At 71.3% G+C, this 11,613-nt stretch carries 9 protein-coding genes; 6 read left to right on the top strand and 3 right to left on the bottom strand.

Annotated features, from left to right (window positions below):
• Positions 1-5 precede the first annotated feature (5 nt).
• Positions 6-1,856, bottom strand: a complete 1,851-nt coding sequence (locus tag ACK4TT_RS04800) for a phosphoenolpyruvate carboxykinase (GTP) (protein WP_409638770.1) — start codon at positions 1,854-1,856, stop codon at positions 6-8.
• A 258-nt stretch (positions 1,857-2,114) separates the two neighbouring features.
• Here ACK4TT_RS04800 and ACK4TT_RS04795 point away from each other — a divergent pair, with 258 nt between their 5' ends.
• The 6 genes from ACK4TT_RS04795 (at position 2,115) to ACK4TT_RS04770 (ending at position 9,432) form a co-directional block, all read left to right on the top strand.
• Positions 2,115-2,663 (top strand): sigma-70 family RNA polymerase sigma factor, encoded by a 549-nt coding sequence (locus ACK4TT_RS04795; protein ID WP_409638773.1) that lies wholly within the window; start codon positions 2,115-2,117, stop codon positions 2,661-2,663.
• Positions 2,664-2,760: 97 nt separating this feature from the next.
• Positions 2,761-3,747: a FecR family protein gene (locus ACK4TT_RS04790; RefSeq protein WP_409638776.1), complete on the top strand. Its 987-nt coding sequence runs from the start codon at positions 2,761-2,763 to the stop codon at positions 3,745-3,747.
• A gap of 30 nt (positions 3,748-3,777) precedes the next feature.
• On the top strand, positions 3,778-6,171 hold the full coding sequence (locus tag ACK4TT_RS04785; protein ID WP_409638779.1) for a TonB-dependent receptor domain-containing protein: 2,394 nt from the start codon (positions 3,778-3,780) through the stop codon (positions 6,169-6,171).
• Positions 6,172-6,255: 84 nt separating this feature from the next.
• Entirely contained in the window at positions 6,256-7,077 is an 822-nt protein-coding gene (locus ACK4TT_RS04780; protein ID WP_410212540.1) for a glycosyltransferase family 2 protein, read from the top strand.
• An 80-nt stretch (positions 7,078-7,157) separates the two neighbouring features.
• Positions 7,158-8,174 carry an NAD-dependent epimerase gene (locus ACK4TT_RS04775; RefSeq protein WP_410212539.1) on the top strand — a complete coding sequence of 339 codons (1,017 nt, stop codon included), beginning with the start codon at positions 7,158-7,160 and terminating at the stop codon, positions 8,172-8,174.
• A gap of 43 nt (positions 8,175-8,217) precedes the next feature.
• The gene (locus tag ACK4TT_RS04770) at positions 8,218-9,432 is read left to right on the top strand and encodes an MgtC/SapB family protein (protein WP_409638787.1); all 1,215 of its coding nucleotides are present in this window, start codon (positions 8,218-8,220) and stop codon (positions 9,430-9,432) included.
• On the opposite strand, the gene ACK4TT_RS04765 is transcribed toward ACK4TT_RS04770, so the two are convergent.
• Together ACK4TT_RS04765 and ACK4TT_RS04760 are read right to left on the bottom strand one after the other, a co-directional pair.
• The gene (locus tag ACK4TT_RS04765; protein WP_409638790.1) at positions 9,429-10,664 is read right to left on the bottom strand and encodes a M24 family metallopeptidase; all 1,236 of its coding nucleotides are present in this window, start codon (positions 10,662-10,664) and stop codon (positions 9,429-9,431) included. The two genes, ACK4TT_RS04770 and ACK4TT_RS04765, sit on opposite strands and share 4 nt — an antisense overlap.
• Positions 10,665-10,707: 43 nt before the next feature.
• Positions 10,708-11,190 (bottom strand): RidA family protein, encoded by a 483-nt coding sequence (locus tag ACK4TT_RS04760; RefSeq protein ID WP_409638793.1) that lies wholly within the window; start codon positions 11,188-11,190, stop codon positions 10,708-10,710.
• Positions 11,191-11,613 lie beyond the last annotated feature (423 nt).

The following is an 11,613-nucleotide window of genomic DNA, read 5'->3' as shown; positions in this document are numbered from 1 at the left end:
CGGCCCTATTCCGCGGCGACGACCTGCGGCGAGGCGGCCTGCTCCAGGCGCTGCAACAGGGCCTGATGCTCGCTCCAGAGCGCCTGGGGCAGCCGGTCGCCGAAGCGTTCGTAGAAGGCCGGGATCAGCGCCGCCTCCTGGGCCCAGATTTCGGGATCCACGGTCAGCAGCAGGTCCAGCTGATCGTCGGAAAGCGTGACGCCCGTGAGGTCCAGGCTGTCCTTGGCCGGCACCCGGCCGATCGGCGTCTCGACCGCCTCGGCCCGGCCCTCCAGGCGCTCGACGATCCACTTCAGAACCCGCGAGTTGTCGCCGAAGCCCGGCCACACGAACTTGCCGCGCTCGTCCTTGCGGAACCAGTTGACGAAGTAGATGCGGGGCAGCTTGGCCGGATCGGCCTTCTCGCCCATGGCCAGCCAATGGCCGAAGTAGTCGCCCATGTTGTAGCCGCAGAACGGCAGCATGGCGAAGGGATCGCGGCGCAGCTCGCCGATGGCGTTCTCGGCTGCGGCGGTGCCTTCCGAGGCCACGTTCGAGGCCATGAACACGCCGTGGCGCCAGTCGCGGGCCTCCGTGACCAGCGGCACGGCCGACGCTCTACGGCCGCCGAACAGGATGGCCGAGATCGGCACGCCGGCCGGGTCTTCCCATTCAGGCGCGGCCACCGGGCACTGCGAGGCCGGAACGGTGAAGCGGGCGTTCGGGTGGGCGGCGGGCTCGTCGCTGTCGGGCGTCCAGGGCCGGCCCTTCCAGTCGATGAGGCGGGCCGGCGGCTCGGCGGTCATGCCTTCCCACCAGACGTCGCCGTCCTCGGTGAGGGCCACGTTCGTGAAGATGGTGTTGGAGTGCAGGGTTTCGATGGCGTTGGCGTTGGTGTTGACGCCGGTGCCGGGGGCCACGCCGAAGAAGCCCGCCTCGGGGTTCACGGCGTAGAGGCGGCCGTCGTCGCCGAAACGCATCCAGCAGATGTCGTCGCCGATGGTCTCCGCCTTCCAGCCCTTCAGCGTGGGCTGCAGCATGGCCATGTTGGTCTTGCCGCACGCGCTCGGGAAGGCGGCGGCGATGTAGCGGACCTGACCCTCGGGCGAGGTCAGCTTGAGGATCAGCATGTGCTCGGCGAACCAGCCCTCGTCCCGGGCCATGACCGAGGCGATCCGCAGCGCGAAGCACTTCTTGCCCAAGAGCGCGTTGCCGCCATAGCCCGAGCCGTACGACCAGATCTCGCGCGTCTCGGGGAAGTGGACGATGTACTTGGTCTCGTTGCAGGGCCAGGCCACGTCCTGGGCGCCGTCCACGAGCGGCATGCCCACCGAATGGACGGCGGGCACGAAAAAGCCATCCTCGCCCAGCTGGTCCAGGGCTGCCTGGCCCATGCGGGTCATGATCCGCATGGATACGGCCACATAGGCGGAATCGGTGATCTCGACGCCGATGGCGCTGATCTTGGAGCCGAGCGGCCCCATGCAGAACGGCACCACGTACATGGTCCGGCCGCGCATCACGCCCTTGAACAGGTCCTTCAGGTCCGCCCGCATCTCGGCCGGGTCGAGCCAGTTGTTGGTCGGGCCGGCGTCCTCGGGCTTCTCGGAGCAGATGAAGGTGCGGCTCTCGACGCGAGCGACGTCGCGCGGGTCCGATGCGGCGTAGAAGGAGTTCGGACGCTTGTCGGGGTTCAGGCGCTTCAGCGTGCCGGCGGCCACGAGTTCGTCGGTGAGCCGGTTCCATTCCGCCTCGGACCCGTCGCACCAGACGACACGGTCCGGCTGCGTCAGCTCGGCGATCTCGCCGACCCATTTGACGAGTCCGGCGTGCTTCGTCGGCGCGGGCGCGAGTCCCGGGACGGTGCGTTGGCTCATAGACGAAAACTCCCTCGACCCCAGACACCGGCGCCCGGCTATGCCCGCGCGCTCCTTTTGCGTGAGCAGTTCCAATAGCCGCGGATAGCCCGTCTGCCTACCGCGGGCCAAGCCCCTACGGGCGCGCGCGTCACGTAAAGGCGCAAACGCCGCCGCGCCGCGGGGGTTCAGGCCCGATCGCGTGAGGTGGCGGGAAAATCGGCGGAATCAACCGCTTGCGGGCTCCTCCGGAGGTTGGCGCGAAGCCCCGGATGGGGCATGTCTCGCCGCATGGCCGGCAGGGGCGAATCGGCGCCGCGGGATCCGTTGCTCGGGGTCTACCTCGAGCGGCGGGCGAATCTCGTCCGCTTCCTGATGACCCGGACCGGGTCGCGAGCCGCGGCCGAGGATCTGGCCCAGGAGCTCTACGTCCGGCTGGCCACCCGCGAGCCCGGGCCCCCGCCCGACAACCCGGCGGCCCTCATCTACCGGGCCGCCCTCAACCTGCTGCTCGACCGCGCCCGAGGGGAGAGCCGCTCGGCGGCGCGCGACGCCGCGTGGCGCGAAGCGGCCCGCACGAGCCTGGGCGGCGAGGAGGTGGCGGACGACCCGGCGGCCGACGACGTCGTGGCCTCGCGCCAGCGCCTGCGCCAGCTCGTCGACGCGGTCGCCGACCTGCCCCCGCAGATGCAGCGCGCCTTCCGCCTGCACAAGCTGGAGGGCCTGAGCCATGCCGACACGGCGCGCGCCATGGGCCTGTCGGTGAAATCCGTCGAGAAGCACGTCAGCGCCGCGCTGAAAGCCCTGACCGCGAGGCTCCAGGCATGATCTACCAGAAATTGTATCTGATGACTGGGGGGCGCCCGCGGGCCGCGGCGTCTAGTCTCTCAGGGAGCCGCCCGACGCGGCGGCGATGGACGGACGCATGAGCCAGGCGCGGCGATACGCCGGGAACGAGGCGCGGCTGGAGGCGGCCGCCGACTGGGTCGTGCGGCTCCAGGCGGCGGAGCTCGACCTGTCCGACGCCCTGGCGTTCGACGCCTGGTTGCAGGCCGCCCCCGACAACGCGCGCGCTTACGACCAGGCCCTGGCGGTCTGGCTGGCGTATGGCCGCCATGCGGGCGAGGTGGCCGGCGCGCTGGCCGCCCGGGCCGCCGTCCGCCCCGATCGGCGCAGGCTGTGGTTCGCGGCGGGCGCCGCGGCCGTGGCGGCGACCGTCGCCGTGGCCGTCCTGCCCGAGATCGGGTCCCGCCCCGCGACCCAGCTCTACGCCACCGGCGTAGGCGAACACCGGACGGTCAGGCTCGCCGACGGCTCCACCGTCGACCTCGACGCCGCTACACGGCTTTCGGTCACCCTGGATCGTTCGGGACGCCACGTGGCGCTCGCCGAGGGCGAGGCGGTGTTCGACGTGGCCCACGACGCGCGACGCCCCTTCCTCATCGCCGCCGGCGACCGCACCGTCCGCGTGGTGGGCACCCAGTTCGACGTCCGCCGCCGCGACGGCCGCCTGTCCGTCACCGTCGCCCGCGGCGCGGTGGAGGTCCGTCCGGCCGCAGGCGTGCAGGGCGCCGCCTATCGCCTGCACCCTGGCCAGCGCCTTGATCATCGGGAAGGCGCCCCGGACGTGCGCATCGCCCCCGTGGACGCCGGCGAGGTGCTGGGCTGGCGTTCGGGCCGGCTGGTCTATCGCGACCAGCCGCTGGGCGACGTCGTGGCCGACCTGAACCGCCAGTTCGCGACGCCGATCCGCATCGATGACCCCGATCTGGCCAGCCTTCCGATCTCCGGCGTGCTGGTTCTGGACGATCAGGAGGCGGTAATACGTCGTCTGGCCTTGCTGGTTCCCATAAGAGCAGTACGTTCCGACGCGGGCTTGATCCTGCGGCGCGACAGCGCGGCGGGGTCGTGATGGGGTGTTTGGACCATATCCAGGCGGGGAGTGCCTCTGTGGGCGTTGCTGGCCGGCGGTTTCGCGGCATGCGCCGCAGGGAGCGCCGGAGCCGCTGACGCGCGCGTCCGCGTCTCGATCTCCCCCAAGTCCTACGCCGACGCCCTGATCGACCTGGGCGTCCAAGCCAACATCTCCATCGTCGGGACCTCGGCCTGCGGCCGCGGCGGCCGCGCGGAGCTCTCCGGCCGCTTCACCGTGGACGAGGCCCTGGAGCGACTGCTGGACGGCGCACCCTGCCGGTTCCGGATCGTCGACGCCCGCACGGTCCGCATCACGCCGGAACCACAGCCCAGCGGGCCCCGGCCCGTGCGGCGCCCCGCCGACCAGCCGATGCTGGTGTCGGAACTGGTCGTCACGGCCGCGAAGCGCCCGGCCAGCCTGGATCGCCTGCCGGCCGGAGTCAGCGCCATATCGCGCGAGCAGGCCGCCCTCACGGGCGCCGCCGACGTGGGCCAGACCGTGGGCCAGGTGGCCGGGGTGCTCACCACCAACCTCGGCCCGGGCCGGGACAAGCTGCTGATCCGGGCGCTGTCGGACGGGACGTTCACCGGCCGGGCCCGCTCGACGGTCAGCACCTACCTCGACCAGGCGCCGATCAACTACAACGCCCCCGATCCAGATCTGCGGCTGGTGGACATCGAGCGGGTCGAGGTCGTGCGCGGGCCACAGGGCGCCCTCTACGGGTCCGGCGCCCTCTCCGGGATCTATCGCATCGTCACCCGCAAGCCGGACCTCGACGCGCCGGCCGGGGGCCTGGCCGCGACCCTGGCCGCCACCAAGGGGGGCGACCCCAGCCGCGAGGTCGAGGGCTATCTGAGCCTGCCCCTGGCGACGGGCCGCGCCGCTATACGGCTGGCCGCCTACCACGACCGCCGCGGGGGCTATCTCGACGATGCGCTCTCGGGCGAGAGCAACCTGGACAGCACGGTGCGCAACGGCGGCCGCGCCGCGCTCAGGCTTCGGCTCGGCGACGCCTGGGAGCTCGACGCCCTGGCCGCCACCCAACATCTGCGATCGAGGGACGCCCAGTACGCCTATCCGGCGTATGGGGGCCAGCGGGCCAACCGCATCCGCGAGGGCCACGACAACGACTTCGACCACGCCGCGCTGACATTGACCGGAGACCTCGACGGCGTCGGCGTCTCGTCCTCGACGGCCTATGTGCGCCACACCTACACGAGCCAGTACGATGCCTCGGACGCGGTCGAATTCTACAACTTCTTCAGGCGCCCGCGCGGAGACGCCGGCGCCTACCTCGAGAACACCCGCGTCAGCATGCTGGTCGAGGACCTCGTGCTGCGCTCCCGCGGCGACGGCCGGTTCGGATGGCTGGCGGGCGCGTTCGGCTCGGTTAGCCTGGAGCGGTCGCCCTCCTTCGTCGAGTTCGTGTCGGCGACCGGCGACCGGACGGTGGTCTATCGCGAGGCCCGCAAGGACAGGCAGGCCGAACTCGCAGTCTACGGCGAAGGCCGCTACGAGTTCGCGCCCGGCTGGACGGCCACGGTCGGCGGCCGGCTGTTCGAGACACGCGTGCGAACCTCGAACGACCTGCGGGTGCTCGCGCCCGGCGTATCGCGCGTCGGCGCCTGGGAGCGCACCTTCCAGGGCTTCTCCCCCAAATTGTCCCTGCAGCGGGAGTTCGGGGACGGGAACATGGTCTACGCCCTGATCTCCGAGGGATACCGGCCCGGCGGATTCAACACCGCCGGCCTCCAGCCGATCCGGCCGGCGCGGTTCGGCTTTCGCCCGGACCGCCTGCGCAACTTCGAGGCTGGCGCCAAGCTCAGGTTCTTCGACGGCCGGATGGCCCTGCGCGCCGCCAGCTACTACGACGAGTGGGCCAACATTCAGACCGACCAGTACCGGCTCACCGGCCTCGCCTACACCGCCAACGTGGGGGACGCGCGCGTCTACGGCCTGGAAACCGAGGTCGGCTACGACTGGGACTTCGGGCTCTCGGTCCAGGCCAACGTCCTGGTCGCGGACTCGCGGCTCGACGATCCAAACATGGACTTCGCCACCCGGCTGAACACCGCCCTGCCCGGCGTGCCGAAGACGTCGGGCGGGCTGGTGGCCGTCTACCAGCGGCCGCTGACCGGTGATCTCGTCCTCAGGCTCGCGGGGGAGGCCAGCTACGTCGGCGCCTCGCTGCTGTCGTTCGACGCCACCCTGCAGCCGCGCATGGGCGACTTCGTGCGCGCCAGGCTGTCGGCGGAACTGGCCACGGACGTCTGGAGCGCCGCGGTCTTCGTCAGCAATCCCCTGGACGACGCCAGCGACACATTCGCCTACGGCAATCCGTTCAGCTATCGCACGATCCGTCAGGTCACGACGCCCCAGCGCCCCCGTACCCTGGGGGTGCGGTTGTCCGCCGCATTCTAGACAATTTTCACCTCGGCCCCGGGGGGAGCGGTCTGTCCGCGCCGTCTTATCGGTAAGGGCGCGTTAATTCGACGGGGCGGGCACGTGGTCAGACTATCGGCGCTGGTTTGCGTCCAGAGCGGCGACGCACATCTTTCCGACTCTCTCAGGAGCCTTGGATTCTGCGACGAGGTCGTGGTGGTGGCCGACCGCTGCACGGGCGGCCCGTCGGAGGTCGCCCGGCAGGCCGGCGCGCGGATCGTCGACGGCATCTTCCCCCTGGCGAGCCACCGCAAGTCGGCGGGCGTCGAGGCCTGCTCGGGCGATTGGATTCTCGAGGTCGAACCCGGCGAGCGGGTGGACCGCGCCCTCGCCTGGGAAATCCGCGCCGCCTTGCAGATGCGGCCGGCGGGCGACTGGTTCGAGCTTCCGATCGACAACTACGTGGGCGAAACCCTCGTGCGTGGCGGCTGGATCGGCGCGCTGGGTCCCGATCGCGGCGTCCGCCTGTATCGCCGGGGCGTGAAATCCTGGGCGGCCGACGGCGAAGCTGTCTTGTCGGGGATATCGGCGGGCCGCCTCACCGGCGCGCTCCGCCGCTCCGCGGGCGCCGACGTCGCGGCTCTGGTGGAGCAGGTCGGCCGCCTGGCCACCGCACAGGCCCAACGCCTGGCCGACTCCGATCGTCCGGGCGCGCTGCCGGTCGCCCTGGCCCGCGGCGCCGCGGACTTCCTGCGCAGCTATCTGGGACGCCAGGGCTGGCGCGAGGGCCGGCTGGGCTTCCTGCTCGCCGTGCTGACCGCGCTGCACCCGCTGCTGGCGCAGATTCGCGCCCAGGAGATCCTTGAGGCGCGTCGCCTCGCTCACGCGGCCGAGGCGATCCGGCCGGCGCCCCTGCGTCGCGTCGCGGGCGCCCGCGCGGGCTAAGCCGCGCGGTCGACTTCCGCATCCGGCGCGGCTAGGGATCGGGCACGCGGCGCTGACGCGGCAGGCCCTGGAGTGCGACCTTGGCGATTCTGGTGACCGGCTCGGCGGGGTTCATCGGCTTCCACCTGAGCCGGCGGCTCCTGGAGCGCGGCGAGGCGGTCGTCGGTGTCGACGATCTCAACCCCTACTACGATCCCAGGCTCAAGGCCGCGCGACTGGCCATTCTCGAGAGCAACGCCGGCTACCGGCACGCGAAGCTCGACCTCGCCGACCGCGAAGGCATGGCCGCGCTCTTCGCCGAGACCAGACCCACCCATGTGGTCAACCTCGCCGCCCAGGCCGGCGTCCGCTACAGCCTCGAGAAGCCCGAGGCCTACGTGGACTCCAACGTGGTGGGCTTCCTGAACATCCTGGAGGGCTGCCGGACGGTCCAGCCGGCGCACCTGCTCTACGCCTCGACAAGCTCCGTCTACGGGGCGAACGGCAAGCTGCCGTTCAACGTCCACGACCACGCCGTCCATCCGATCACGCTCTATGCGGCCACCAAGCTCGCCAACGAGGCGATGGCCCATTCCTACGCCCACCTGTTCGGGGTTCCCGCGACCGGCTTCCGCTTCTTCACGGTCTATGGGCCATGGGGTCGGCCTGACATGGCCCTTTTCAAGTTCACCGACGCGATCCTCAAAGGTCAGCCCATCGACGTGTACGGCCAAGGGCAGATGCAGCGGGACTTCACCTATGTGGAGGACATCGTGGACGGCTTGATGGCCGCCCTGTCGCGTCCGGCCGCGCCGAACCCGGCCTGGGACCCGCAGGCTCCCGACCCCGCCACGAGCGGCGTCGCCCCCTGGCGCATCCTCAACCTCGGCGCCAGCCGCCGGGTGGAGCTGATGCGCTACATCGAGGTGCTGGAGGAGAAGCTGGGTCGCAAGGCCGAGCTCAACCTCCTGCCCATGCAGCCTGGCGACGTGGCCCGCACCGAGGCCGACACCGAGGAGACCTTCAAGGTCCTCGGCTACGCGCCCAAGACCTCCATCGAGGAGGGCGTCGGCCGCTTCGTTGACTGGTACCTCGACTACTATGGCGTGAAGCCCTGAAAGGGAGGCGGCCATCCTCGACGGAGTCCTCCTGAACCTGGCGGTGGCCCTCGGCGTCGGCCTGCTGATCGGCGCCGAGCGTGAACGCCGCAAGCTGCAGCGAGGCGCGGCCACCGCGGCGGGCATCCGCACCTTCGCCATCACCGCCCTGGCCGGGGCGCTGAGCCGTCACGTCGGCGGAGCCCTGATGGTGGCTGTCGCCACGGCGGCGGTCGGCGTCTTCGTGGCCCTGGGCTACTGGCGAACCCGCAAGGCCGATGAGGACCCCGGCCTGACCACCGAGATCGCCCTCGTGGTCACCGTGCTCCTGGGCGCGCTGGCGATGTCGGAGCCGGCCATGGCCGCCGCCGCCGGCGTGGCCGTCGCGATCATCCTGGCCGGGCGGACCCAGATCCACCACTTCGTGGGCGCCGTGCTCACCGAGCGCGAGGTGCGGGGAGCCCTCCTGCTGGCCGCCGCCACGCTGATCGTCCTGCCCCTGCTGCCGGATCGGCCGATGGGCCCGTTCGAGGCGCTCAATCCGCACGCCATCTGGCTGCTGGTCGTGCTGGTCCTGGCGATCGGCGCCGCGGGCCACGTGGCGGTCCGGGCGCTCGGCGTCCGCTTCGGCCTCCCGGTCACGGGCCTGGCCTCGGGCTTCGTCTCGAGCGCCGCCACCATCGGGGCCATGGGCGCGCGGGCGGCCAAGGCTCCGGCCGTGCTCGCCGCCGCCGTCGCCGGCGCGGTGCTCTCGACGGTGGCGACGGTGGTGCAGATGACCGCCGTGCTGGCGGCCGTCAGCGTGCCCACCCTGCAGGCGATGGCGGGGCCGCTGCTGCTGGCCGGCGCGGCGGCGGGGCTCTACGGGGCGGTCTTCACCATCGCGGGTCTGCGCCAGAAGGCTGAAGAGGAGGAAAGGTCCGGCGAGGCGTTCAGTCTGCTCACCGCCCTCGCCTTCGGCGCCATCCTGGCCGCCGTGATGCTGGGGTCGGCCGCGCTTCGCGCCTGGTTCGGGGAGGCGGGCTCCATCGCCGCGGCCGCACTCGCCGGGTTCGCGGACACCCACGCCGCGGCCATCTCCGTGGCCGCCCAGGTCGCGACGGGCCACATGGAGCCCTCCCAGGCGATCCTGCCGATCCTGGCCGCCTTCACCACCAATTCGATCACGAAGCTCGTGGTCGCCGCGACCACCGGCGGCCGCGCCTTCGCCTTGCGGGTGATCCCGGGGCTGATCCTGGTGACGGCGGGCGCCTGGGCCGGCGCCCTGCTCGCCCTCTAGACGGGCCGGTCGATCGAGTCCGGCGGGACCGAGAACCACTTGGGCCCCTGCGGGGTCATGTGGATGCAGTCCTCCAGCCGGATCCCGAACTCGCCGGGGATGTAGATGCCGGGCTCGTCCGAGAAGCACATGCCGGGCGCGAGCCGCGTCGTCTCCCCGCGCACGAAATTGACCGGTTCGTGGCCGTCGAGGCCTATGCCGTGGCCGGTCCGGTGCGACGTTCCCGGCAGCCGATAGTCCGGCCCATAGCCCAGGGATTCGTAGTAGCGCCGCACGGCGTCGTCCACGCGGCCGGCCTCGACGCCGAGCTGGGCCGTCTCGAAGGCGATCTGCTGGCCGCGCCGCATCTGGTCCCAGACCATCCGCTGGCGTTTGGTGGGTTCGCCGAACACCAGCGTGCGCGAGATGTCCGACTGATAGCCCTCGACGGTGCAGCCGCAGTCCATCAGCACCACCTCGCCGTCCCGCACCGCCTGGGGCTTGCCCGAACCGTGCGGATAGGCGCTGGCCTCGCCCAGCAGGATGAGCGCGAACTCGGGCTCGCCGCCCAGGGCCTTGGTCGCCCCGTTCATGATCGCGCCGATGTCCCTGGGGGTCATGCCCCGCTCGATGCGCGGGACCGTGTGACGGTAGGCGGCCACCGTGATGTCGGCGGCGTGCTGCATCAGCGCGATCTCGGCTGGCGACTTGATCATCCGGCAGCCACGGACGACGCCGGCTCCCGACCGCAGCGTCGCGTCCGGCAGGTTCCGCTGCAGGCCGTCCACCGCGAAGTAGCGGACGGTCTCCTCGACGCCGATTACGCCCGCTGCGAGCTTGCGCTCCCTCAGCCAGCCCGCGACCAGGGCCAGCGGGTCCTCGTGCTCTTGCCAGGTGCGCACCTCGGCGCCCACGGCCAGGCTTTCCCGGACCGACGGCTCCTCGAAGAACGGCGTGACCACCAGGATCTCGCCCTCGACGGGGATCACCGCCGCCGTCAACCGCTCGCTGCGGCCCCAGTGGACGCCGGTGAAATAGATCAGGCTGGCGCCCGGCTCGACCAGCAGGGCCGAGATTCCCTGGGCGCGCATCAGCCTCTGCGCCTTGTCGATCCGCGCCGCCCGCTCTTGCGGCGTGATCGGCGGCGGGGCGTTCGGCAGCTTCGCCAGGTCGGCGGCGGCCGCGGTCGGCCCCGGCAGCACGGCGGTGGCGGCGAGCGCCGCGCCGGCGGAGAGGAAAAGGCGTCGGTCCATGCGGCCAAGCTCGCCCGACTTGGCCTCTTCCTCAAGAGGCGGCCTACTTCGCCGGCGCCTTGGCGGCCTGCACCTCGATCTCGACGAACATGCCCGGCCGCACCAGCGCGGCGACCTGCGAGGTGATCCGGGCCGGCTTGGTCTTCAGCGGGCCGAAGACCTGGTTGTAGCCTTCCATCATGCCGGCGAAGTCCATGCCGCCGCCCTTAGCCGGGTCGCCGACCAGCAGGACGCGCATCATCACCACGTCTTCGAAGCCGTAGCCCTGGCCCTGCAGGATCGCGCCGATCTTGGAGAGCACGCTCAGCGTCTGGGTCCTGGTGTCGCCGAAAGGCGTGGCCGCCGGCGCGCCGGTCACCGTGTCGGGCGTGATGCCGCTCACATAGAGCATCTCCGAACCGGCCGGAACCTTCACGGCCTGGGAGATGAAGGCGTTCTGCGGATTGACGTGCACGTTCTGGGCCTGGGCCGCGCCGCCGGCGGCGGCCAGGGCGAGAACGAGCGTGGCGAGGACAGGGCGTTGCATGTGATCTCCGTGGACGGCTGCGGCCCATAGCTAAGCCGGGGACGGGGGCCGGCGCGAGCGGGACCGTGCGCGAAGCCCCCACACGGTCGTCCGTTGCAGCCTTCGGGCGCCCCGCGCGGCCCGGCGCCCAAAAACTGACCGCCGGCGCGGCCAGGGCGGCGCCTCCCCGGATTCGCCGCGGCCGCCGAAAATTACACCTTGGGTAGTTTTCGCTCCGGATGCCAAATCGACCACGGAGTCAAAAGCAGTATTCGACGCCGCGTTTCTGTTCGTTTCACAATCGAAATGCACATCGCCTGCACATCCGGCGGAATGCATACCTGCGACTTCTTGACTTGGGTGGGCCGTCACGCGGTGCTGTCACCCAAGCGTCGCGCATTCAGGCGGCGGGGGTTGGAGGGGACGTCTCAAAAGGGCCCACAC

Source organism: Phenylobacterium sp. (assembly GCF_046463815.1).
Lineage (GTDB): Bacteria > Pseudomonadota > Alphaproteobacteria > Caulobacterales > Caulobacteraceae > Phenylobacterium.
Note: the sequence above shows the minus strand (reverse complement) of the source record. Positions and strands in the feature narration are given on the sequence as shown.

Coding starts and splice junctions, on each gene's coding strand:
- ACK4TT_RS04800 (WP_409638770.1), bottom strand. CDS start 1,856: ATGAGCCAACGCACCGTCCCGGGACTCGCGCCCGCGCCGACGAAGCAC.
- ACK4TT_RS04795 (WP_409638773.1), top strand. CDS start 2,115: ATGTCTCGCCGCATGGCCGGCAGGGGCGAATCGGCGCCGCGGGATCCG.
- ACK4TT_RS04790 (WP_409638776.1), top strand. CDS start 2,761: ATGAGCCAGGCGCGGCGATACGCCGGGAACGAGGCGCGGCTGGAGGCG.
- ACK4TT_RS04765 (WP_409638790.1), bottom strand. CDS start 10,664: ATGGACCGACGCCTTTTCCTCTCCGCCGGCGCGGCGCTCGCCGCCACC.
- ACK4TT_RS04760 (WP_409638793.1), bottom strand. CDS start 11,190: ATGCAACGCCCTGTCCTCGCCACGCTCGTTCTCGCCCTGGCCGCCGCC.